This is a genomic window from Tessaracoccus yangjingae (assembly GCF_054483935.1).
In genome coordinates, this window is record NZ_CM137014.1 from 2247394 (window position 1) to 2269089 (window position 21696).

The 21696-nt window shown below is 70.8% G+C and carries 22 protein-coding genes; 16 read left to right on the plus strand and 6 right to left on the minus strand.

Annotated features, from left to right (window positions below):
* Positions 1–45: 45 nt before the first annotated feature.
* Genes ACX1D3_RS09995 through ACX1D3_RS10005 form a run of 3 tightly spaced genes read right to left on the minus strand, consistent with a single transcriptional unit; the run spans position 46 to position 2135 of the window.
* Positions 46–780: a phosphotransferase gene (locus ACX1D3_RS09995; protein ID WP_458993739.1), complete on the minus strand. Its 735-nt coding sequence runs from the start codon at positions 778–780 to the stop codon at positions 46–48.
* Positions 781–832: 52 nt separating this feature from the next.
* The gene (locus ACX1D3_RS10000; RefSeq protein WP_458993740.1) at positions 833–1483 is read right to left on the minus strand and encodes a mycothiol-dependent nitroreductase Rv2466c family protein; all 651 of its coding nucleotides are present in this window, start codon (positions 1481–1483) and stop codon (positions 833–835) included.
* A 4-nt stretch (positions 1484–1487) separates the two neighbouring features.
* Positions 1488–2135: a maleylpyruvate isomerase family mycothiol-dependent enzyme gene (locus ACX1D3_RS10005; protein WP_458993741.1), complete on the minus strand. Its 648-nt coding sequence runs from the start codon at positions 2133–2135 to the stop codon at positions 1488–1490.
* A 61-nt stretch (positions 2136–2196) separates the two neighbouring features.
* Here ACX1D3_RS10005 and ACX1D3_RS10010 point away from each other — a divergent pair, with 61 nt between their 5' ends.
* Positions 2197–2664: a MarR family winged helix-turn-helix transcriptional regulator gene (locus ACX1D3_RS10010; protein WP_458993742.1), complete on the plus strand. Its 468-nt coding sequence runs from the start codon at positions 2197–2199 to the stop codon at positions 2662–2664.
* Between the two features lie 192 nt (positions 2665–2856).
* On the opposite strand, the gene ACX1D3_RS10015 is transcribed toward ACX1D3_RS10010, so the two are convergent.
* Positions 2857–4179 carry an MFS transporter gene (locus ACX1D3_RS10015; protein WP_458993743.1) on the minus strand — a complete coding sequence of 441 codons (1323 nt, stop codon included), beginning with the start codon at positions 4177–4179 and terminating at the stop codon, positions 2857–2859.
* 68 nt (positions 4180–4247) lie between these two features.
* Between ACX1D3_RS10015 and ACX1D3_RS10020 the strand changes: the two genes are divergently transcribed.
* The 10 genes from ACX1D3_RS10020 to ACX1D3_RS10065 all read left to right on the plus strand — a co-directional run bounded on the left by ACX1D3_RS10020 (position 4248) and on the right by ACX1D3_RS10065 (position 14548).
* Positions 4248–4877, plus strand: coding sequence for a winged helix-turn-helix domain-containing protein (locus ACX1D3_RS10020; RefSeq protein WP_458993744.1), 630 nt, complete (start codon positions 4248–4250; stop codon positions 4875–4877).
* Complete coding sequence (locus ACX1D3_RS10025) at positions 4874–6082, plus strand: cytochrome P450 (RefSeq protein ID WP_458993745.1); 1209 nt, start codon at positions 4874–4876, stop codon at positions 6080–6082. Before ACX1D3_RS10020 ends, ACX1D3_RS10025 begins: the two co-directional genes overlap by 4 nt.
* Before the next feature lie 7 nt (positions 6083–6089).
* The gene (locus ACX1D3_RS10030; protein ID WP_458993746.1) at positions 6090–6884 is read left to right on the plus strand and encodes a lysophospholipid acyltransferase family protein; all 795 of its coding nucleotides are present in this window, start codon (positions 6090–6092) and stop codon (positions 6882–6884) included.
* 31 nt (positions 6885–6915) lie between these two features.
* Positions 6916–8031 (plus strand): D-alanine--D-alanine ligase family protein, encoded by a 1116-nt coding sequence (locus ACX1D3_RS10035; RefSeq protein WP_458993747.1) that lies wholly within the window; start codon positions 6916–6918, stop codon positions 8029–8031.
* Position 8032: 1 nt separating this feature from the next.
* The gene (locus tag ACX1D3_RS10040) at positions 8033–8956 is read left to right on the plus strand and encodes a thiamine-phosphate kinase (protein ID WP_458993748.1); all 924 of its coding nucleotides are present in this window, start codon (positions 8033–8035) and stop codon (positions 8954–8956) included.
* A gap of 69 nt (positions 8957–9025) precedes the next feature.
* Complete coding sequence (locus tag ACX1D3_RS10045) at positions 9026–11566, plus strand: FtsK/SpoIIIE family DNA translocase (RefSeq protein WP_458993749.1); 2541 nt, start codon at positions 9026–9028, stop codon at positions 11564–11566.
* A 16-nt stretch (positions 11567–11582) separates the two neighbouring features.
* Positions 11583–12998: a 30S ribosomal protein S12 methylthiotransferase RimO gene (rimO, locus tag ACX1D3_RS10050; RefSeq protein WP_458993750.1), complete on the plus strand. Its 1416-nt coding sequence runs from the start codon at positions 11583–11585 to the stop codon at positions 12996–12998.
* A complete protein-coding gene (pgsA, locus tag ACX1D3_RS10055; protein ID WP_458993751.1) occupies positions 12995–13615 on the plus strand; it encodes a CDP-diacylglycerol--glycerol-3-phosphate 3-phosphatidyltransferase in 621 nt (206 codons plus the stop codon). Before rimO ends, pgsA begins: the two co-directional genes overlap by 4 nt.
* A 30-nt stretch (positions 13616–13645) precedes the next feature.
* Entirely contained in the window at positions 13646–14125 is a 480-nt protein-coding gene (locus tag ACX1D3_RS10060) for a CinA family protein (protein WP_458993752.1), read from the plus strand.
* 147 nt (positions 14126–14272) lie between these two features.
* Positions 14273–14548 carry a helix-turn-helix domain-containing protein gene (locus tag ACX1D3_RS10065; RefSeq protein ID WP_458993753.1) on the plus strand — a complete coding sequence of 92 codons (276 nt, stop codon included), beginning with the start codon at positions 14273–14275 and terminating at the stop codon, positions 14546–14548.
* A gap of 9 nt (positions 14549–14557) precedes the next feature.
* Here ACX1D3_RS10065 and ACX1D3_RS10070 read toward each other — a convergent pair whose 3' ends face one another.
* Entirely contained in the window at positions 14558–15316 is a 759-nt protein-coding gene (locus tag ACX1D3_RS10070; protein ID WP_458996521.1) for a DeoR/GlpR family DNA-binding transcription regulator, read from the minus strand.
* Positions 15317–15491: 175 nt separating this feature from the next.
* On the opposite strand from ACX1D3_RS10070, the gene ACX1D3_RS10075 reads away from it, so the two are divergent.
* From ACX1D3_RS10075 to rny, 4 genes are all read left to right on the plus strand, one after another.
* Positions 15492–15686, plus strand: coding sequence for a DUF3046 domain-containing protein (locus ACX1D3_RS10075; RefSeq protein WP_458996522.1), 195 nt, complete (start codon positions 15492–15494; stop codon positions 15684–15686).
* Between the two features lie 159 nt (positions 15687–15845).
* Positions 15846–16889, plus strand: coding sequence for a recombinase RecA (recA, locus tag ACX1D3_RS10080; protein WP_458993754.1), 1044 nt, complete (start codon positions 15846–15848; stop codon positions 16887–16889).
* A complete protein-coding gene (locus ACX1D3_RS10085) occupies positions 16873–17397 on the plus strand; it encodes a regulatory protein RecX (protein WP_458993755.1) in 525 nt (174 codons plus the stop codon). Before recA ends, ACX1D3_RS10085 begins: the two co-directional genes overlap by 17 nt.
* Before the next feature lie 246 nt (positions 17398–17643).
* Positions 17644–19251, plus strand: a complete 1608-nt coding sequence (gene rny / locus ACX1D3_RS10090; protein ID WP_458993756.1) for a ribonuclease Y — start codon at positions 17644–17646, stop codon at positions 19249–19251.
* Between the two features lie 6 nt (positions 19252–19257).
* On the opposite strand, the gene ACX1D3_RS10095 is transcribed toward rny, so the two are convergent.
* A complete protein-coding gene (locus ACX1D3_RS10095) occupies positions 19258–20136 on the minus strand; it encodes an aldose 1-epimerase family protein (RefSeq protein WP_458993757.1) in 879 nt (292 codons plus the stop codon).
* A 66-nt stretch (positions 20137–20202) separates the two neighbouring features.
* Here ACX1D3_RS10095 and miaB point away from each other — a divergent pair, with 66 nt between their 5' ends.
* On the plus strand, positions 20203–21696 hold the full coding sequence (miaB, locus tag ACX1D3_RS10100; RefSeq protein WP_458993758.1) for a tRNA (N6-isopentenyl adenosine(37)-C2)-methylthiotransferase MiaB: 1494 nt from the start codon (positions 20203–20205) through the stop codon (positions 21694–21696).

Below are 21696 nucleotides of genomic sequence, written 5' to 3' on the forward strand. Positions count from 1 at the left end.
CCCGGTTCGACAGGTCCCATCCTGCACCGTCCGGGCCAGCCCCCATCAATTCGCCCGCGTGACAAGCTGCGCGGCGTCGTCGCGGTAGAGAACGGCGTGCTCGCGGAGCTCGGGGTTGTCCAGTTCCACGGCCATGGCCTCGCTGAACGCGGCCAGGGCGACGAGGCGCTCGCGCAGCACCCCGAGCACCTCGTGGGGGGTCGCGGCGGAGCCGTAGGCGGCGAGGAGGCGATCCAGGCGGAGGGCGCGTTCCCCGTCGGTGAACCCGTCTCCCCGCTCCCGGGAGGAGAGGGGAACGATCCGGTAGGCCAGGTATGCGATGTCCCAGAGGCGCGGACCCGGCGACGCGAAGTCCCAGTCGATGGCGCCGACGACGGTGTCGCCGTCGAAGACGAGGTTGTATGTGGCGAAGTCGTTGTGGCAGACGACCTCCGCGGGCTCGCGCACAGGGGACCGCCAGGGGCCGTCGAATCGCATGCCCGCCGTCGCGTCGTGGATCCGGCGGAGCAGGCGGGCCGACGAGTCCAGCGCGGTCTCGGACCAGACCCAGGAGGGCATAGGGTAGCCCGGCACCACCCCCTCCACGAAGCTGAGCACCTCCGTCGCGTCCTCGGTGATGCCCAGCGGCACCGGGACGCCCTGCACCCCTGCGGCCACTAGGTGGCGCAGCAGGCGGTGAACGGCGGGCGTCCAGTCACCCGCGGGCCGGATCACTGTGTCGCCCTGCCTGGTGACCATCCCCATGTTGCCGCCCCGCAACTGCTCCGGCTCGTCATTCATGGGGTCACGCTAGGGCAGGTGCTGCCGACAGTGGATCAGCCCGCCGTGCGCATCACGACGTCGCGGGGACGATCAGGAGCCGCGGCGGACCGGTGCGGGCTCGCCGGAGCTCGGTGAAGCCCTCGTGCCGGGTCAGGACCAGGAGGGCGTCGAAGAGGTCAAGGGCCTCCTGCCCGTGGGGGATCGAGTCGAGGATCGGTCCGAACCAGGGCACGCCGTCGAGGTGGAGGATCGGGGTGCCGGCGCCCCGGCCGAGGTCCCCGACCGCCTCGGCGTGGCTGTCCGCCAACGCCCCGTCGTAGCTGTCGGTGTCCGCTGCATGGACCAGCCACGAGGGCAGGCCGACAGCCGTCAGCGCCGCTTCGAGGGTGTCGCGGAGATCCTCGGGGTCCGGACGCCGCCACCGGGCGAACCACCTGGTGCCGAAGGCGGTGTAGAGCTCACGGATGATCCCCTCGCCGACGTGGACGGCGGCGGCCGTGAACACCCGCGACGGTCCGACGGTGCGGTCGATGTTGGCACTGTAGGCGGTGCCTTGATGATGGCCCGCATTGAGGTACCGCAGGCTCATCACGTGGTGCCGAAGGTCGACTGGCCGGGAGGGGGCCACCTCTTCGAGCCAGCGCGACACGATCCAGGCGTACGGGCAGACCGGATCTGCGTAGACGTCGACGACCGTGACCCCGCCGGATTGGCCGGTCATGGGGTCACCGCGCTTCCATGCCCTGGCGCAGGGACGCGACGCCCTCGCCCTCCAGAAGGGGCAGTGCGACGAGCCGGCCCGTGAGCAGCAGCAGGATCGCCAGGATGGGCCCCTTGACCTCCGGGCCATTGCCCACCGCCCAGGCGGTGTCGGTGGCCGTCAACCGCGCCTGCCGCCACGGAACCGGACGGAACACCGAGGCCATCCGCCTGCCGAGGACGGACACGCGGGTGGCGGCCTCCGCGGCCGCGTCCACCGGAACGGGCAGGTCGAGGCTGAGGGGGAGGGCGATGTCCTGGCCGTGGACGATGATGTCGATGAGGGTGTCGCGGCTCGTCACGCCCAGGTTGTGGCGGCGGGAGCCGGCCATGGCCCGGATTTCGGCGATCAGCGTGTCGACCGGCACGGCCGCCTTCTCGCGGGCAGAGTCTCCGATGAGCCGGTTCATCCCGCCGCCGCGGTACTTCGGCAGCATGCGCACCAGGTCTCCCCACCCCAGCTGCTGCAGCGTCAGGTGGGCGGCGACGTCGCGGACCGTCCACCCCTCGCACAGCGACGGCTGCTGCCAGTCGGCCTCCGTCAACCGCTCCAGCAGGTCCGCGGTGCGGAGGCGCTGCGCGTCGATCCTCTCCCAGAGCGTGTCGTCGTCCACCGTCGGATCCCTCCTGTGCGGATGAAAGTAGTACGATGATGGAATCAAAGATAGTTCGTCTATGGAATCAGATCAAGGGGTGGATGTGGCCGAGGAACTCCATGTCGGGGTGTTGATGTTCATCGCCCACCGTGCGGCCGAGAACAGGATTCTCGCCGCGTTGCACCGGGCCGGCTACACCGACATCACCGCCGCGCAGGCCCGGATTGCCGCGCGGATCGGGCCTGAGGGGACCCGGATCTCGGACCTCGCCGATCAGGCGCAGGTGGCCAAGCAGACCGCCACCGCGCTGATCGACAGGCTTGAGCGGGCGGGCTACGTCGAGCGCGTCGCGGACCCGTCCGACGCCCGCGTCCGCCTCGTCAGGATCGGTCCCCGGGGGCGCGAGACTGTCCCCATCGCCCGTGCCGAGGAGGCCGCCATCGAGGCCGAGTGGACCGCCCACCTCGGCAAGCGCCGGATGGCGCAGCTCCGGGAGGCCCTGACCCTCCTTCGCGAGATCACCGACCCCTACCAGGGCGATGCGTAGCGTTGCAGCATGCGCGCCTGCCCAGTGTCGAGGCGCCTGCCTTCCGTCATGGCGCCTGCCCAATGCCGTGAGGCCTGTCCTGTAGAACAGGCGTACCGACGCAAGGCAGGCGCCTAGTGCGATACGGCAGGCGTCGTGACGTAAGGCAGGCGTCGTGACGTAAGGCAGGCGGCACACGCTCAGACGCGGCGCTCAGGCCGCCACGGGCGAGGGGTCCGGCTCCGCCGTCGCGGCGTCGGCGGGACGCAGCTCCCACCGGTCGACGACGGGCTGGGGAACGCGCACCGCGACGATCGCCGTCGAGACCAGCATGAGCAGCACCACCGCGACGAACACCGCGGGGATACCGAACCACTGCGCCACCTGGCCGCCGACGACGGCGCCCAGCGGCATGGTGCCGAAGCCGATCACCCGGGCAGCGCCGTGGACGCGCCCCAGCATCCGCTCCTCGACCATCCGCGGCCTCAGCGACCCGCTGATCACGTTGCCCACCACGCCGAACACGCCCGCGAGGACGAGGAACAGCGCGAAGGACCAGGCCGCGGGCCACATGAGGGGAAGCAGGTTGACCAGCCCGGCGGTGCCCCAGCACGCGACGAGCACGCGCATCTCCGGCCACCTCGCAGTGAGCGGTCCCGCGACCACGCTGCCGAGCAACCCGCCGACGGGCATGGCGAGCAGCACCAGCGACCACGTCTGCGGGGTGAGCCCGGCGGCCGAACCGGGGCCCACCATCCACAGCACGATGACGGCCGAGAGCGCGGAGGCGGCGAAGTTCCACAGGCCGGCGGCGATGAGCAGCGGGCGCAGCACCCGGTGCCGCCACAGGAGGCCGAGGCCCTCCCCGAGCTCACGGCGCAACTCCCCGCCCTTCGCGGCTGTCGCGGCTGCCGCGGCGGCCTCGGTGCCGGAGGCGGCCCCCCGCGGCGCGGTGAACCGGCCACGCAGGCCGAGCGCCAGCACGGCCACGGCGCCGGCGACGATGAGCGCGGGCACCCCCGTCACCCAGGCGGCGCCCACTGCCACGAGCAGGCCGGCCACCGGGGGAGCGACGAAACCGCCGGCCGCCTGCTCCACCGCCAGCAGCCGAGAGTTCGCGCTGCGCAGCGCGGCGCCGTCCCGGCCCACGAGGGCCGGCACCTGCGCCTGCGCGGCCAGGTCCGTGAACACCTCCGTGAATCCGTAGGCCAGCGCGAACCCGATCAGCCACCAGATGCCCAACCCGCCCGACGCGCCCACCACGGCCACGCCCGCGAGGAGGACCGCCCGCAGCGTCAGCGCCGCCAGCATGGTGCGACGGCGGTCCCACCGGTCGACCAGCACGCCGGCGGGGATGCCCGCCAGCAGCCACGGGAGCCAGACGGCCGCGGTGAGCAGCCCGATGAGCGCGGGGGAGCGGGTGAGGGTGACCGCCAGCAGCGGCACGCCGGTGGCGACCACGCCGTCGGCGAGGTTCGCCAACGCGACGGTGGACAGGTGGACGCGGAATCGTGGGCCGAGGGGGCGCGCTGCCATGGTGACCTCCACTAGAATGATGCAAAAGAAGCTATGCAAAGAACTCTCTGCAAAGGTACCTCTGCATCATGCCCGAGCGCAAGACCCATTCCCGGCCCGCGACAGCCCAGCAGATCAAGGCGTTCGCGCACCCGCTGCGGATGCAGCTCTACCGCCTGCTGAGCGACCAGGGCCAGGCCACCGCCAGCGTCCTGGCGCGGGAGACCGGGGAGAGCAGCGGGCAGACCAGCTACCACCTCCGCCAGCTCGCCAAGTTCGGCTTCGTGGAGGAGGTGCCCGACCAGGGCACCGCCCGGGAGCGCTGGTGGCGCGCCGTCGGCTTCTCCTACGACCGCGTCGACGACCCCGACACGCACACCGTGCGGACCCTCAACCGCTGGATGATCGACAACCAGGCGGACACCCTGCACGCGGCGCTGGCCGGTCTCGAACACGACGACGAGGGATGGCGCGACGCCAGCGTCCTCGGCTCCACCAGCGCCTGGCTGACCCGCGACGAGCTCGAGGCGCTCAGCGAGGAGTTGCTCGCCGTCGTCGAACGGCACACCGACGAGGCGAAGGCCCTCCGCGACGAGGCCGGGCCCACACCCGCGCATCTGCCCGCCCGCCCCGGCGAGCGACGGGTGCGGGTCTACATCAGCGCGATTCCGCTCCCGCCGGTCGCGGCCGACGCCACGGCGAAGGAGGCTGGGCGATGAGCCGCGGCGCGCCCCGCAAGGTCGAGCGCCCGGGCGAGCCGGACGGGCCGCGCGTCGAGCGCACCGGGCGGGTGTGGCGGATCCGCTCGGTTGCCGCCGCCCAGCAGGTCCTGCGCGCCCGGCACGCCACCACGCAGGCCGGATTCACGGCCGAGGCCATCCCGAAGGGCTACCTCAAGCATCACCCCATCCTGATGTCCGACGGGCCCATGCACGACGAGCAGCGGAAGAAGGTGGCGCGGTTCTTCGCCCCGGCCGTCGTCGCCAAGCGCTACGAGACCCGCATGGAGGAGTGCGCGGAGCGACTCCTAGACGAGGCCGGCCCCGAGATCACGCTCGACGAGCTCGCGCTGCACTACACCGTCGAGGTCACCGCCGAGGTGGTCGGGCTGACCGAGTCGCCGCCGAAGAAGATGGCCGCCAGGCTGGTGACCTTCTTCAACCAGCCGCCGTTCGACATCACCAAGCCCAACCTCGGCCGCACCAACCGGCAGTGGATGCAGGCCGCGTTCAACGGGCTGGCCCCCATCCTGAAGTTCCACCTCCTGGACGCCCGCCCCGCGATCCGCGCCCGCCGCAAGGCGCCGCAGGACGACATCATCAGCCATCTGATCGCCGAGGAGTACACCGACCTCGATATCCTCGTCGAGTGCGTCACCTACGGCACGGCCGGCATGGTGACCACCCGCGAGTTCATCTGCATGGCCGCCCTCCATCTTCTCGGCGACGACGCCCTCCGCGAGCGCTACCTCGTGGCCGGGCAACGGGAGCGCTACGCGATCCTCGCCGAGATCATCCGCCTCGAACCGGTCGTCGGCCACCTCTACCGCCGCGTCCAGGAGGCCATCGAGGTGACCGACCGAGGCGACACGCACACGCTCGAGCCCGGCGACCTCGTCGACGTGTTCGTCCGCCCCGCCAACGCGGACCCGGACGCAGTGGGGGTGGACCCGCTGCACCTCTGCCCTGGCCGCGACACCGCGCCGGGCGTGAACGAGACCGGGCTCGCGTTCGGCGACGGCGCCCACAAGTGCCCCGGCCAGCCGCTGGCCCTCCTCGAGTCCGACGTGCTCCTCCTGCGCCTGCTGCGCCGCAACCCGCGGATCCTGCGCGAGCCCGAACTCGGCTGGGACGACCTCATCGCCGGATACTGGCTGCGCGGTTTCAGGCTCGCGATCGCCGCCGACGCCGCCCACCTGCCATGATGACCCAATGACGACACCGGTCCCGGTCAGGAAGCCCTGGCGTCGCCCACTGCGCAAGGTCAATCACGAGCCCGCGCCCTGGGTGTACCACCTCATCGGGAGGCTGGCGCAGGCCGGGGTGCCCGTCTTCGCCCGCCTCACCTGGGCGGGCCAGGAGCACATCCCGCAGCGCGGGGCCGCGATCCTCGTGGCCAACCACATCTCGAACTTCGATCCCATCGTGCTCGGCCAGTACGTGATCTGGAGCGGTCGGTGGCCGAGGTTCCTCGGCAAGGCCGACATCTGGAAGGTCCCGGTCCTCGGCTGGGTGGCCAAGCAGTGCGAGCAGATCCCCGTCCACCGCGGCACCTCGCGGGCCGGTGACTCCCTGGTCCACGCGCGGAAGGCGCTCGAGAAGGGCCACCTCGTCGCGATCTACCCCGAGGGCACCATCACCGGTGACCCGGACGCGTGGCCGATGACGGGCCGGCGCGGCGCGGCCCGGCTGTGGCTCACCTCCGGCGTGCCGGTGGTCCCCGTCGCGCAGATCGGCGCCAACCAGATCCTGGGCCAGAAGACGATCGAGTGGCGCCGCATCTTCGGCCGGCGCAAGGACGTCTCCGTCGTCACCGGGCCGCCGATCGACCTCAGCCGCTTCGAGGGGATGAAGCCCACCAACGACGTCCTCGACGAGATGACCGACCACATCATCGACGTGCTCACCGCGATGGTCGCGGACCTGCGCGGGGAGCAGCCACCCGAGGGGCGCTACGACCTCCGGGTCGGCAGCCGCGTGCCGAATAGGCAGTGGGGCGCCGAGTAGACTCTCGCTCGCCCCACCCCTAGGAGGACCCGTGAGCGAGCGCATCCGCGTGGCGTTGATCTTCGGCGGCCAGTCATCCGAGCACGGCATCTCGTGCCTGACGGCCTCCGGCGTGCTCAAGGCCATCGACCGCGACAGGTTTGACGTCGTGGGCGTCGGCATCAGCCGCAACGGCCGCTGGACGCAGGTCCCGCTCGACGTGATCGCCGGCTACCGGATCGTCGACGGGCGGGTCCCCGAGGTGGAGGATCCCGAGCAGGACGCGGTGTGGATGGTCGGCGAGCACGGCTGCGAGGTGGCCACCCGCGACGGTGAGAAGCTCGTCGACATCAACGGCATCGACGTGGCTTTCGCCCTGCTCCACGGGCCGTTCGGGGAGGACGGCACCATCCAGGGGATGTTCGAGCTCATGGGCATCCGCTACGTCGGCAGCGGCGTCACCGCCTCGGCCGTCGGCATGGACAAGCACTTCATGAAGGTGGCCTTCGAGGCCGCCGGGCTGCCGGTGTGGCCGTACGTGGTGGCGTCCGGCCACCGCCTCCGGCACGACCGCGACGCCGTGATCCGGGAGATCAACGCCAAGCTCACCTACCCGGTGTTCGTGAAGCCGGCCCGGGGCGGGTCCTCGCTGGGCATCGCTCGCGTCACCGGCCCCGAGGGTCTGAGCGCAGCCATCGACGAGGCCCAGCGCTTCGACCCCAAGATCGTGGTGGAGCAGGGCTTCGTCGGGGCGCGGGAGCTCGAGGTCGCGGTGCTGGGGGATCCTGACTCGCCGGACGGCTGCCGCGCCTCCGGCGTGGGCGAGATCCGCGTGCTGGCCGAGGACGGCTTCTACGACTTCCACGCCAAGTACATCGACGAGAACGGGGCCGCGCTCGACGCCCCCGCCGACGTCACCCCTGAACTGGCGGCCAGGCTGCAGGAGCTGGCCCGGCAGGCCTATGCCGCCGTCGACGCCGAGGGCCTGGTCCGCGCCGACTTCTTCGTCACCGACGAGGGGGCCTGGATCAACGAGGTCAACACCATGCCCGGCTTCACCCAGATCTCGATGTACCCCACCCTCTGGCAGGAGGCGGGCATGACCTACCCCGAGCTGGTGGGGCGGCTGATCGAGCTGGCGCTCGCGCGCCCGGCCGGGTTGCGCTGACGTGGCGGGCGAGTTCGAGCTGATCGAGCGGATCACGTCCGGACTCGTCGTCGGCGACGACGTGGTGCTCTCCGTGGGCGACGACGCGGCCGTGCTGGACCTCGCAGGGCACGTGGTGGTGACCACCGACATGCTGATCGAGAACGTGCACTTCACCCGCCGCTGGTCCCCGGCCCGCGCGGTGGGGCGAAAGGCCGTGGCCGTCAACGTCTCGGACGTGGAGGCCATGGGCGCCAGGCCCAGCTCCGTCGTCGTGGCCCTCGGGTTCCCGAAGGACCTGGACCAGGAGTGGGTGGTCGAGTTCGAGGCGGGCGCCAAGGAGGAGTGCGCCAAGGCAGGGGTGAGCCTGGTGGGCGGCGACCTGTCGTCGTCGGCCCACATCGCCATCTGCGTGACCGCCATCGGAGACCTCGGCGGACGCGCGGCCGTGACCAGGGCAGGGGCGCGCCCGGGTGACGTGGTCGCGGTCTGCGGGAGGCTGGGCTGGGCGGGGGCCGGTTTGGCCGTGCTGCAGCGCGGCTTCGGCTCGCCGAAGGAACTCGTCGCCGAGCAGCAGACCCCCGCCGTCCCGTACGGGCAGGGGGTCGCGGCCGCCCGGGCGGGCGCCACCGCGATGCTGGACGTCTCCGACGGGCTCCTGGCTGACCTGGGCCACATCGCGGAGGCCAGCCACGTGCTGATCGACGTCGACACGTCGCTGGTCGAGGTCCCGGAGCCGGTGGAGCGTGTCGCGGCGGCCACCGGCAAGCCAGCGCTGGGCTTCGTGCTGGCCGGGGGAGAGGACCACGCCCTCGCGGCGACCTTCCCGCCCGGCGCACCCCTCCCCGTCGGCTGGCGCAGGGTGGGAGTGGTCCGCGAGGGCCAGGGCATCGTCGTCGACGGCGCACCGTTCGACGGCAGCCTCGGCTGGGACCACTTCGCCTGAGCCCGGGGATCGCCCGAACGGCCGGGCGAAATACCGGGCTTGGGCCCGCCCTGGGCTAGGTTGGGCGCCATGGCGTCCCGCGGTTCTTCCCCCACGCGGAGCGCCAGCACGAAGTCGACCACGTCGACGGGTGCTGCGCGTTCCAGCAAGACAACGGCTACCAGGAAGCCGGCCTCCTCGTCGAGGTCCGGCTCTTCGACGCGCCGTCCAGCGCCCGCTAAGGCGGCGCCGGCGAAGGCGCCCGCAGCGCGTCCCGGCGGGTTCGGCCGGGCGATGACCGCCCTGGGGCGCGGCATCGGGGCGTCGTTCCGCGGCCTTGCCGCGGGCGTCGGCTGGGTGGCACGCAGCTTCGGCGGCGCCGCCCAGGACACGGACCCCAAGCTCAGGCGCGACGGGTGGGGCCTGCTCCTCCTCACGCTGGGCATCGTCGTGGCGGCCCGGTTCTGGTTCGCCCTGCCCGGGCCCGTCGGCCAGGCGCTGGGCGACGGCATCTCGACGGTCTTCGGCTCGCTGTCGGCGGTGATCCCCGCGGTCCTGCTCTACGGCTCGTGGCGCGTCTTCCGCCACCCGCACGACGTCGACGCGGCGCCCCGCACCGGGTTCGGCTGGGTGCTCATCACGCTCGGGGTGCTCGGCCTGGTCAACATCAGCCGCGGCATGCCCGTGCCCGGAGACATGCCCGCGCTGCGGCAGGCCGGCGGCGTGCTGGGCCACGTGGCCTCCAGCGTGCTGGTGGACCTCCTGACGGTGTGGGCGGCCGTGCCCATCCTCACGCTGGTCACCTTGTCCGGCGTGCTGGTGGTCATCGGGCGGCCGGTGCGCGAGCTGATCGACGGTGCCAGGAACCTGGTGGGCGCGCTCGTCGAGCACGACGGCGACGCCGCACCGAAGCAGCCCAGGCTCAAGCTCGGCGTGGACGTCCCCTACGACACCCCGCTCATCGAGGACCCGCGCGACGAGCCGTCGGAGGAGTCGGTCTACGACGTCGACTCCCTTACTGACAGCGACGAGTACCTGCTCCCCGCAGCCCCGGAGCCCGAGCGTCAGGTGCCCGGCAGGCCCAAGGCCGAGGTGCACAAGGACCTGGAGCCTCCGCCGCACACGCCCCCGCCCGGCAGGGCCGAGCAGCTGCAGCTGAGCGGCGACGTGGTCTACACCCTCCCCGACGAGCGCACGCTCGCCGTCGGCTCCAAGCCCAAGTCCCGCACCGAGGCCTCGGACAAGGTGGTGCGCCAGCTGGGCGACGTGCTGCGCGAGTTCGAGATCGACGCGCGCGTCACCGGTTACACCCGTGGCCCCACGGTCACCCGCTACGAGGTGGAGCTCGGCTCCGCCATCAAGGTGAGCAAGGTCACCGGCCTGGCGGACAACATCGCCTATGCCGTGGGCTCGAACGAGATCCGCATCCTGACCCCCATCCCCGGCAAGTCCGCCATCGGCATCGAGATCCCCAACCTCGACAAGGAGGTGGTCTCGCTCGGCGACGTGCTCCGCTCGAACAAGGCGAAGAACGACCACCACCCGCTGACCGTGGCGCTGGGCAAGGACGTCGAGGGCGGATTCGTGGTGGCCAACATGGCCAAGATGCCGCACCTCCTGGTGGCCGGCGCCACCGGCTCCGGCAAGTCGAGCTTCATCAACTCGCTGATCACCTCGATCATGATGCGCGCCACCCCGGAGGAGGTGCGGCTCCTGCTGGTGGACCCCAAGCGGGTCGAGCTCAACCACTACGAGGGCATCCCGCACCTGGTCACCCCCATCATCACGAACCCGAAGAAGGCCGCGGAGGCCCTCGCCTGGGCGGTCCGCGAGATGGACCTCCGCTACGACGACCTGGCCGCCTTCGGCTTCCGGCACGTCGACGACTTCAACAAGGCGGTGCGCGCCGGCCAGGTCAAGCTGCCCGAGGGATCCGAGCGCGTCCTCGCGCCGTACCCGTACCTGCTGATCGTCGTCGACGAGCTGGCGGACCTCATGATGGTGGCCCCCCGCGACGTCGAGGAGTCCGTGGTGCGCATCACGCAGCTCGCCCGCGCCGCGGGCATCCACCTGGTCCTCGCGACGCAGCGGCCCTCCACCGACGTGGTGACGGGCCTGATCAAGGCCAACGTGCCGTCCAGGCTCGCGTTCGCCACGTCGTCGATGACCGATTCCCGGGTCATCCTCGACCAGCCGGGCGCGGAGAAGCTCGTCGGCAAGGGCGACGGACTGTTCCTGCCGATGGGCGCGGGCAAGCCCATCCGGGTGCAGGGCGCCTGGGTCAACGAGTCCGAGATCCGCGACGTGGTGACCTTCGTGTCCACGCAGCTGCAGCCCAACTACCGCGAGGACGTCACCGCGGCCGGCGGGGCCGAGAAGAAGGTGGTCGACGACATCGGCGACGACCTGGACCTCGTCCTCGACGCCTGCCGCCTGGTCGTCGAGCTCCAGCTCGGCTCCACGTCGATGCTGCAACGCAAGCTGCGGGTGGGGTTCGCCAAGGCCGGCCGGCTGATGGACATCCTGGAGAGCAGGGGAGTGGTGGGCCCCTCCGAGGGTTCGAAGGCCCGCGACGTGCTGGTCAAGCCGGAGGACCTGGACGAGGTGTTGGCCAACCTCGCCGTCGGGTAGCGATAATGGCTGCCTCATGACTGCCACACACTCCGTCCACATCGCCTCCCTGGGCTGCGCCCGCAACGACGTCGACTCCGAGGAGCTCGCCGCACGCCTGGAGATGGGCGGATTCGTCCTCGTCGACGACCCCGGGACGGCGGAGACGGTGGTGGTCAACACCTGCGGCTTCGTCGAGCAGGCCAAGCAGGACTCGATCAACACGCTGCTCGAGGCCGCGGACCTCAAGGCGGGTGGGACGGTGCGTTCCGTGGTGGCCGTCGGCTGCATGGCCGAGCGGTACGGCGTGCAGCTGGCCGACGAGCTGCCTGAGGCAGACGCGGTGCTGGGGTTCGACGACTACGCCGACATCGCGGACCGGCTGCGCGGCATCCTCGACGGCGAACACCACATCTCGCACGTCCCGCGGGACCGACGCACACTGCTGCCGCTCACCCCGTCCGCCCGGCGCGCTGGGTCCGCGGGTGTCGCGGTGCCGGGCCACGCGCCGCTGCCGGACGGGCTGGCCCCCGCCTCGGGACCGCCGGCCCTTCGCCGCCGGCTGACGGGCGGGCCGTCGGCCTCCCTGAAGATCGCCTCGGGCTGCGACAGGCGCTGCTCCTTCTGCGCCATCCCCGCCTTCCGGGGCAGCTACCTGTCCAGAACCGTCGAGGAGATCGAGGCGGAGGCCCGCTGGCTCGTCGGCCAGGGGGTGAAGGAGGTCTTCCTGGTCTCCGAGAACACGTCCTCCTACGGCAAGGACCTCGGCGCGGAGCACCGGCTCGAGGGCCTGCTGGCACGGCTGTCCCGGGTGGACGGCCTGGACTGGATCCGGGTCTCGTACCTGCAGCCCGCCGAGATCCGGCCTGGGATGCTGGAGGCCATGCTCACCACCGACAAGGTGGTGCCTTATTTCGACCTGAGCTTCCAGCACGCCTCCCGGTCCGTCCTGCGCGCCATGCGGCGCTTCGGGGACCCGGACAGCTTCCTCGACCTCATCGGGCGCATCCGGTCCCAGGCGCCCACGGCCGGGATCCGAAGCAACGTCATCGCGGGCTTCCCGGGGGAGACCGAGGCGGACGTGGAGATCCTGCGGCAATTCATCGTCGACGCGAACCTCGACGTCATGGGCGTCTTCGGCTACTCGGACGAGGAGGGCACCGAGGGCGTCCGGCTCCCCGGGCACCTCCCGGAGGACGAGATCGAGGCCAGACGCGCCCTTCTTGCGGATCTTGCGCTCGAGGTGTGCGAGGCGCGCGCCGCCGACCGGGTGGGTGAGGATATCGTCGTCCTTGTCGAGAGCGTCGACGACGAGGTCGTCGGCCGCGCGATGCACCAAGGCCCGGAGACCGACGGTGTGGTCACGCTCGACAACGGGGCCGCCGTCGGCGACCTCGTGGCGGCACAGGTGGTCGACTCGGCGGGAATCGACCTGATCGCGGAGGCGAAGTGAGCGAACCCAAGCATGCGGCGGTCGACAAGCCGAGCAACCTCAACGTGCCCAACGTCCTGACCGTCGTCCGGATCATCCTGGTCCCGGTCTACGTCGTGGTCCTGTTCGTGGCCCCCGACGACTTCGGCTGGCGCCTCGCCGCCACGGCGGTGTTCGTCGTGGCGATGCTGACGGACCTGGCCGACGGGTACATCGCCCGCCGCTACAACCTCATCACCGACTTCGGCAAGCTCTGGGACCCGGTGGCCGACAAGGCGCTGACCGGCGCCGCCTTCGTCTCGCTGAGCATCCTCGACGGCTTCCCCGGGCAGGTGGGCCTGCCGTGGTTCTTCACCATCATCATCCTGGTGCGGGAGTGGGGCATCACGTGGGTGCGCGCCGCCATCGCCAAGTACGGCATCATGGCCGCCAACAAGGGCGGGAAGGCCAAGACCCTCACCCAGACCCTCGCGCTCATCATGTTCAGCATGGGGCTGCAGTTCCTCCCCAACCCCGTCCAGGTGGTGGCGTGGATCCTCATGTGGGCGGCGCTCATCCTGACCGTGGTGACCGGCGCGGACTACCTGCGTCACGCCTGGAACATCCGACGGCAGGGCCGATCCGGCCAGGTAGGCTGACCGCACGCAACTCGACGGGGAGGACGCCCAATGACGCTCGCAGCTGAGGTCATCAAGAAGATGGCCCACCGCTCGGTCACGCTCGCCACGTGCGAATCCCTGACCGGCGGAGGCATCGGCGCGGCCATCACGAGCGTCCCGGGCGCCTCGGCCGTCTACCGCGGCGGCCTCATCACCTACGCGAGGGACCTCAAGAGCCGGCTCGCGGGCGTGGACCCCGAACTGATCAGCTCCGAGGGCGTGGTCAACGAGCTCACCGCCCTCCAGATGGCGGTGGGGGCCAAGTCCCGCTGCGATGCAGACTGGGCCGTGGCCACCACCGGGGTCGCCGGGCCGACGGAGGCCGACGGCGCCAAGGTGGGCACCGTGTGGTTCGCCGTCGTCGGCCCAAGGGTGGGCATGTCGCCCGCGCCCCAGTACACCGAGCTCAAGCAGTTCGACGGAGACCGCGAGGCCGTGCGGACGGCCGCGATCGAGCACGCCTTCGAGATGCTGCTGCGCGTCCTCTAGGTCCCGGCCTCCGGAGGGGGCACGTCCGTCGAGGACACTCGGGTGGTCGGCCCGTCCATAGATCCCAATGATCGGGAACAAACCCGCGGCCGGTGTGGTTGCACCCGGCGAGGACGGGCAATCCGCTCGCCAGTTGGGTAGGTAGTCGTGAAGACCATTCTGATTCGTAAGGTGATGGGTGAGACACTCCGGGAGCTCCGGATGTCCGCCGGCATGACCCTGCGTGAGGTCTCGATGGCCAGCATGGTGTCGCTGGGCTACCTGTCCGAGATCGAGCGGGGCCACAAGGAGGCCTCCAGCGAGGTCCTCTTCGCCATCGCGTCGGCCCTGAACGTGTCGCTGTCGGAGCTCATGATCGGCATCAGCGGCAAGCTGGCGGTCCTCGAGGCGCAGCGCATGCCCAGGGTGGCGGTGGCCGCCTGAGCCACGGACTCAGCGGCTCGGTGGCCCGTCCACCACGTGCACGTCGACGCCCGCGTCGCGGATCCTCTGCAGTTCGCCTTCGGGGGCACCGGCGTCCGTGACAAGCGCCTGGATCTCCGAGATGTCCGCCATCTTCGCGAGCGTGGTGTGGCCGATCTTGGTGGAGTCGACGGCCACGATCACGCGGCCGGCCCGCTCGATCATCGCGTAGTTGGTACGGGCCTCGATCTCGTCATGGGTGGTGAGCCCGCCGGTGGCGCTGACCCCGTCGGCCCCCACCACCGCGGTGCCCACGTTGACCAGCTTCATGGTGGACTCGGCGAGTGAGCCCACCAGCTCCAGGGAACTCGGCCGGAGCACGCCGCCCGCGATGAGCACTCGCGCCTGGCCCAGTTCGGCGGCCTCCAGGCCGATGCTGATCGAGTTGGTGATGATGGTGAGGTCGTCGCGGTGGTGGAGCGCGCGTAACACCTCGGCCGTCGTCGTTCCGCCCGTGAGGCCGATCGCGTGCCGCCCCTGCGGAATCAGCCCCGCCACGGTGAGGGCGATCCGTCGCTTCGCGTCGTGGTTCCTGCCGTCGCGGAGCCTGACCGGCAGCTCGCGGCCCTTGACCGGCCTGGCGCCCCCGTGGGTGCGCTCAAGGAGGCCCTGCGCCGCCAGGACGGCCACATCGCGACGGATCGTGGCGGCTGAGGCGCCCAGAGTCTCTGCCAACTGGGACAGGGGAAGTGGTCCGTCCTCGCTCAACATCGCCAGTAGCGCGACCATGCGGTCCGAGCGCTTGTGAGAGGGCATTCCCGGGGCATTCATGTCGTGGGGCTCCTTCGCGCCGCGGACAGAAGTTGAGCAGAGTGCGCACTTCCGTGAGCGAGTCTAGCGGTCGTCGCTCAGGACCAGGGCCCCGCACGTGGCGCGATTTGATGTGAGCGTTTACGGTGGCGGGGTGCGCGAGGTGGAGCTGTGGCAGCGGATGGGCGAGGTGCTGCCCGGCGGATATGCGACGGTCTGGGCGGATCAGGTGGTCCTCGCGGACCTCGGAGGGCGCACGGTGCGCGAGGCGCTGGGCGTGGGCCTGCCCTGCAAGCGCATCTGGCGGGCCGTGTGGCGCCAGCTCGAGTTGCCGGACGTGATGCGTTGAGCGTGTCGCACGCATTAGAACGAGTGTTCGCCTAGACTCTGCGGCAAGGGTTTCTCCACAGGAGCCGGATCGCGTGAGAAAACGTCTGACCCGTTTCCTAGAGTGACACACGACACACCATCTGGCCGCTCGCGGTCCAGTCCTGAGAGGAACAGTTACATGGCCGTTGCGGACCGCACCAAGGCGCTGGAGGCAGCGCTCGCCCAGATCGAGAAGGCCCACGGCAAGGGCTCGGTGATGCGCCTGGGGGAGGACAACCGCCAACCCATCGACGTCATCCCCACCGGTTCGGTCGCCCTGGATGTGGCGCTCGGCATCGGCGGGCTGCCCCGCGGCCGGGTGGTCGAGGTCTTCGGCCCGGAGTCCAGCGGCAAGACCACCGTTGCGCTGCACGCCATCGCCAACGCCCAACGCGACGGCGGCATCTGCGCGTTCATCGACGCGGAGCACGCCCTGGATCCCGATTACGCGCAGAAGCTGGGCGTCAACACCGACGAGCTGCTCGTCTCGCAGCCGGACAACGGCGAACAGGCCCTGGAGATCGCGGACACGCTGGTGCGCTCCGGGGCGCTGGCTCTCATCGTCATCGACTCGGTGGCCGCGCTCACCCCGCGCGCGGAGATCGAGGGTGAGATGGGTGACTCGCACGTCGGCCTGCAGGCCCGCCTGATGTCGCAGGCGCTCCGCAAGATGACGGGCGCCCTCAAGACCACCAACACCACCGCCATCTTCATCAACCAGCTCCGCGAGAAGATCGGCGTCATGTTCGGCTCCCCGGAGACCACCACCGGTGGCCGCGCGCTCAAGTTCTACTCCTCGGTCCGCCTGGACGTGCGGCGCATCGAGACGCTCAAGGACGGCACGGAGATGGTGGGCAACCGCACCCGCGTCAAGGTGGTCAAGAACAAGGTCGCCCCGCCCTTCAAGCAGGCCGAGTTCGACATCATCTACGGCCAGGGGATCTCCCGCGAGGGCAGCCTGATCGACATGGGCGTGGATGCCGGCATCATCCGCAAGGCGGGTGCCTGGTTCACCTACGAGTCGGATCAGCTTGGCCAGGGCAAGGAGAACGCCCGGAACTTCCTGCGGAACAACCCCGAGGTGGCCGCGGAGATCGAGCGGCGCATCCGCCTCCACCTCGGCGTGGACAAGGAGTCGGTGCCGGAGGGCGTGAACCCGGAGACCGGTGAAGTCGACTTCTGAGCCGCCGATGGAGCGGGCCGCCCAACTCGAGGTGGCCCGCACCATCGCGCTGGACCAGCTTGCTGCCCGCCAGCGGTCCGCGCATGAGCTGAGGGCAGCCATGGCCCGGCGCAACGTCCCGGCGGACGTGGCGGACGAGATCCTGGAGCGGTTCTCCGAGGTCGGGCTCATCGACGATGCCGCCTACGCCGCCGCGCTGGCCGCCTCCCGATCGGGCCCCGGGCTCCGCGGCCCGAGGCGGATCCGGCAGGAGATGCAGGCCAAGGGCATCGAGAAGGAGATCGCCGACGAGGCGCTCTCGAGCATCACCGTCGAGGACGAGCGAGAGGCCGCGCTGAACCTGGCGCGGCGTCGGATGCGAACGCTGTCGTCTCTCGATCCGGTGGTCGCCAGGAGGCGGCTCTACGGCGTGCTGGCCAGACGGGGCTTCGGGGGCGGGGTGGTGGCCTCCGTCGTCGAGGAGGTGTTCGGCGAGTTGGCCGAGTCAGACCCCTGGGGTGAGGTTTGATCGTGCCAACTGTTGAGTTTTCCACAGGGCAGGAATAGGCTCATAGCAAGGTTTTCGGACCCCGCATGAACCCTCGTCGGCGCAGCCGGCGGAACTGACTGACATTCCACGGTGGCCTCGGTCACCGCTTGACACCACACATGGCGGCGCTGGCGCCGCCATGCCTCGCCGTCCCCGTCGGACGGTTGTGTCGTCCTGCAGCCTGTGCGGTGCCTGTGAACCATCGGTTCTAGTGAAGGAGGCGCCGTGCGCGAGCTCGGTTGGATTGTGGCAGGCGTTCTCCTGGTCGGCGTGCTCGTTCTCCTGTGGTTCCAGTGGCGCTCGGCCGCGCAGTCCAAGACCGAGCGGGACTCCTGGGAGCGGCGCTCACGCGACGACATGGCGTCGATGCGTGAGTCGGCCCAGGTGGCCGCCAACTCCCTCCGCGAGGACGCGGAGCGGCTCCTCGCCCAGGCCCAGGAGCGGGCGCGCGAGGCCGCCGAGGACGTGGAGCGACGGCGTGCGGAGATGGAGGCCTCGCTCAATGCCCAGAGGGCCGAGCTCCGGGAGGTCAGGGCGGCCCAGGAGCGGAGGGAGTCGCGGCTCCATGAGCGCGAGGACCGTGTCGCCGCGGATGCCGAGGGTCTTGAGGCCCGCGCGCAGCGCATGGAGGCGCAGCGCGCGCAGTTGCGCGAGCAGCGGGAGCAGTTGCGCGAGGAGCGCGAACAGGTCAACGCGGAGATGGAGCGGGTCGCGGGTCTCTCGGTGGCCGAGGCGAAGGCGGAGGTCATCGCCGAAGCGGAGCGGCAGGCGAAGCTGACCGCCACGTCCCTGGCCCGCGACATCGAGGCCACCGCGAAGCGCGAGGCCGACAGGCTGTCCCGGGGCATCGTCGTCACCGCCATCCAGCGCGTGGCCTCCGAGCAGACCAGCGAGTCCGTGGTCTCGACGGTGGACCTTCCCAGCGACGACATGAAGGGGCGCATCATCGGCCGCGAGGGTCGCAACATCCGCGCCTTCGAGCAGATCACGGGCGTCAACGTCCTCATCGACGACACGCCCGAGTCGGTTCTGCTCAGCAGCTTCGACCCGGTTCGGCGTGAGACCGCGCGCCTCACGCTGACGGACCTGGTGGCCGACGGCCGCATCCACCCGGCGCGGATCGAGGAGGTGTTCGAGCGCAGCCAGCGACGCATCCACGAACGCATCGAGCGGGAGGCGGAGGACGCGCTGGCCGAGGTGGGCATCGTGGACCTCCACCCGGACCTCATCCCCGTCCTGGGCTCGCTGGCCTACCGCACCTCCTACGGCCAGAACGTGCTGCGCCACCTCGTGGAGTGTGCGCACCTCGCGGGCGTGATGGCGGCCGAGCTGGGGCTGGACGTGGCGGTGTGCAAGCGTGCCGCCTTCCTGCACGACATCGGCAAGGCGCTCACGCACGAGGTGGAGGGCCCGCACGCGCTGATCGGCGCGGACCTGCTCCGCAGGCACGGCGAGCACGAGGACATCGTGCACGCGGTGGAGGCGCACCACAACGAGGTGGAGCCGCACACGGTGGAGGCAGTGCTCACGCAGGCGGCGGACGCCATCTCGGGCTCCCGGCCCGGCGCCCGCCGGGAATCTCTCGAGGCCTACGTGGAGCGCATGGAGAACCTCGAGGGCATCGCCCTGGCGCACGACGGCGTGATGCGCGCCTACGCCATGCAGGCCGGCCGTGAGGTGCGGATCATGGTGGCGCCCGAGACGGTCGACGACGCGGGCGCGCACGCGCTCGCCCGCGACATCGCCTCCGAGGTGGAACGCAACCTGAGCTACCCAGGCCAGATCAGGATCACCGTGGTGCGCGAATCGCGCGCCACGGAGACCGCCCACTGACGCGGCTCAGCTGACCCGGAACCCCCACTCGGACCGGGACGAGGCGCCCGGCTCCAGCACGATGAGCCCGTCGTGGGTGGGGCCCTCGTTGAAGGCGTCCGGGCCACACGTCATCGGCTCCACGGCCAGCGCGATGCGGTCCGGATGGGTGAACACCTGGCCCCACGGCAGCGTCGCGTCGGCCCAGAGCGTGACGGTGCGGCCGCCGGTCTTCACGGACAGCTCCCACGGGCCGTCGACCCCCGCCAGAGCGGTGTCGAACTGCGTGTCGCCGATGGCCCGGGCCTGACGGAAGTCGTGTTCCGGGGTGACGTCGGCCAGCTCGATGGGCAGGAGGCGCTCGGGGTCCACCAGAAGCTCCTTGGTGAACGGGAGCGTGAGCTCAGCCGTCGACACGTCGGCGGCAAGGTACGGGTGGGCACCGTAGCCGTAGGGCGCGCTTGCCTGGCCCACATTCGTCACCTCGACGGTGACCCTCAGCCCGTCGTCGGTGAGCCGATGCCCGATGGTGGCGTCGAGGACCGAGGTCCAGCCGCGCTGCGGGTAGTAGCGGGCGGTCAGGACCACCTCGTCGTCGGTGTGCCGCACGACGCTCCACGGCTTGCCCTCGTCAAGGCCGTGCAGCGCGGTGTGCCGCGGCACCTCCGTGATCGGCAGCTGATGGGTCACGCCGGCGAAGGTGTAGCGGCCGTCGCGGATGCGGTTGGGCCACGGGATGAGCTGGCGCCCCATCGATCCGGAGGGGGCCTCGTTCTCGGCGAACGTCCACAGCACCTCCTGGCCGTCCAGGGTCAGGCTGCGCAGCGTCGCGCCGACCTCCGTGACGACGGCGCCGTAGCGACCGTGCGAGATGTGGAACTGCTGGCCGGTGGGGTTGTTCTGCATGGGCGTGAGCCTACCGATCCCAGGGGATTCGGCGCCCCCCAGGTGGGCGATTAGCATGGTGGGACCATGGCAGACCCACGCACCTATCACGTCATCACCTACGGGTGCCAGATGAACGTCCACGACTCCGAGCGCATCAGCGGACTGCTCGAGGCGGCCGGGATGGCGCGCGCCGAGGGATCGCAGGATCAGATGGGCGCAGGAGCCGACGTGGTGGTGTTCAACACGTGCGCGGTGCGCGAGAACGCGGACAACCGGCTCTACGGAAACCTGGGGCACATGGCCAGCGTGAAGGCCCGGCACCCGGGTCTGCAGATCGCCGTGGGTGGATGCATGGCCCAGAAGGACCGCGACCTGATCCTGCGGAAGGCCCCGTGGGTCGACGTGGTGTTCGGCACCCACAACGTGGGCGCGCTGCCCACCCTCCTCGAGCGCGCCCGGGTCGAGCGTGAGGCGCAGATCGAGATCAAGGAGGCCCTCGAGACCTTCCCGAGCAACCTGCCCAGCCGCCGGGAGTCGCCGTACTCGGCGTGGGTCTCGGTCTCGGTGGGCTGCAACAACACCTGCACCTTCTGCATCGTGCCCGCCCTCCGGGGCAATGAGGCGGACCGCCGCCCCGGCGACATCCTCGCCGAGATCGAGATGCTCGTGGCGCAGGGCGTGCAGGAGATCACCCTGCTGGGGCAGAACGTCAACGCCTACGGCGTCGAGTTCGGCGATCGGAAGGCGTTCGCCAAGCTGCTCCGGGCCTGCGGAGGCATCGACGGCCTGGAGCGGGTGCGATTCACCTCGCCCCATCCCAAGGACTTCACCGACGACGTGATCGACGCCATGGCCGAGACCCCCAACGTCATGCCCCAGCTGCACATGCCGCTGCAGTCCGGCTCCGATGCGGTGTTGAAGGCCATGCGCCGCTCATACCGCTCCGACCGGTTCCTCGGCATCCTCGACCGGGTCCGTGAGGCCATGCCCGAGGCCGCCATCACCACCGACATCATCGTCGGGTTCCCGGGGGAGACCGAGGCGGACTTCGAGGCCACCATGGAGGTGGTCAGGCGGGCCAGGTTCTCGGCCGCCTACACCTTCCAGTACTCGATCCGTCCCGGCACGCCCGCCGCCACCATGCCCCACCAGGTCCCCAAGGCCGTCACCCAGGCGCGTTACGAGCGCCTGGCGGACCTGGTCAACGACCTGGCGTGGGAGGAGAACCGGGCGTTCGCAGGCCGGGACGTCGAGGTGATGTTCGCCACCGGCGAGGGGCGCAAGGACGCGGAGACCAATCGGATGAGCGGCCGTGCCCGCGACAACCGCCTGGTGCACGTGGCCGTGCCGTCGGACCCGGCGCTCCGGCCGCGACCGGGGGACATCGCCACCGTGAGGGTCACCCATGCGGCGCCCCACCATCTCAACTCCGACGAGCCTCCCCGGGAGCTGCGTCGGACCAGGGGCGGAGATGCGTGGGAGGCCGCCACCGCCTCGCCCAAGCCGGTCGGGGTGGGGTTGGGGATGCCCGTGATCGGACAGCCGGCGCCCCTCGAGGTGAGCGCCGGCTGCGCCTGA

What these genes read in the sequence shown, in the direction of transcription:
- ACX1D3_RS10095 (WP_458993757.1), bottom strand. Translation starts at nt 20,136, where the DNA reads ATGCAGAACAACCCCACCGGCCAGCAGTTCCACATCTCGCACGGTCGC.
- ACX1D3_RS10045 (WP_458993749.1), top strand. Translation starts at nt 9,026, where the DNA reads ATGGCGTCCCGCGGTTCTTCCCCCACGCGGAGCGCCAGCACGAAGTCG.
- ACX1D3_RS10010 (WP_458993742.1), top strand. Translation starts at nt 2,197, where the DNA reads ATGGAATCAGATCAAGGGGTGGATGTGGCCGAGGAACTCCATGTCGGG.
- ACX1D3_RS10015 (WP_458993743.1), bottom strand. Translation starts at nt 4,179, where the DNA reads ATGGCAGCGCGCCCCCTCGGCCCACGATTCCGCGTCCACCTGTCCACC.
- ACX1D3_RS10000 (WP_458993740.1), bottom strand. Translation starts at nt 1,483, where the DNA reads ATGACCGGCCAATCCGGCGGGGTCACGGTCGTCGACGTCTACGCAGAT.
- rimO (WP_458993750.1), top strand. Translation starts at nt 11,583, where the DNA reads ATGACTGCCACACACTCCGTCCACATCGCCTCCCTGGGCTGCGCCCGC.
- ACX1D3_RS10025 (WP_458993745.1), top strand. Translation starts at nt 4,874, where the DNA reads ATGAGCCGCGGCGCGCCCCGCAAGGTCGAGCGCCCGGGCGAGCCGGAC.
- ACX1D3_RS10070 (WP_458996521.1), bottom strand. Translation starts at nt 15,316, where the DNA reads ATGGTCGCGCTACTGGCGATGTTGAGCGAGGACGGACCACTTCCCCTG.
- ACX1D3_RS10030 (WP_458993746.1), top strand. Translation starts at nt 6,090, where the DNA reads ATGACGACACCGGTCCCGGTCAGGAAGCCCTGGCGTCGCCCACTGCGC.
- recA (WP_458993754.1), top strand. Translation starts at nt 15,846, where the DNA reads ATGGCCGTTGCGGACCGCACCAAGGCGCTGGAGGCAGCGCTCGCCCAG.
- ACX1D3_RS10060 (WP_458993752.1), top strand. Translation starts at nt 13,646, where the DNA reads ATGACGCTCGCAGCTGAGGTCATCAAGAAGATGGCCCACCGCTCGGTC.
- ACX1D3_RS09995 (WP_458993739.1), bottom strand. Translation starts at nt 780, where the DNA reads ATGAATGACGAGCCGGAGCAGTTGCGGGGCGGCAACATGGGGATGGTC.
- ACX1D3_RS10020 (WP_458993744.1), top strand. Translation starts at nt 4,248, where the DNA reads ATGCCCGAGCGCAAGACCCATTCCCGGCCCGCGACAGCCCAGCAGATC.
- miaB (WP_458993758.1), top strand. Translation starts at nt 20,203, where the DNA reads ATGGCAGACCCACGCACCTATCACGTCATCACCTACGGGTGCCAGATG.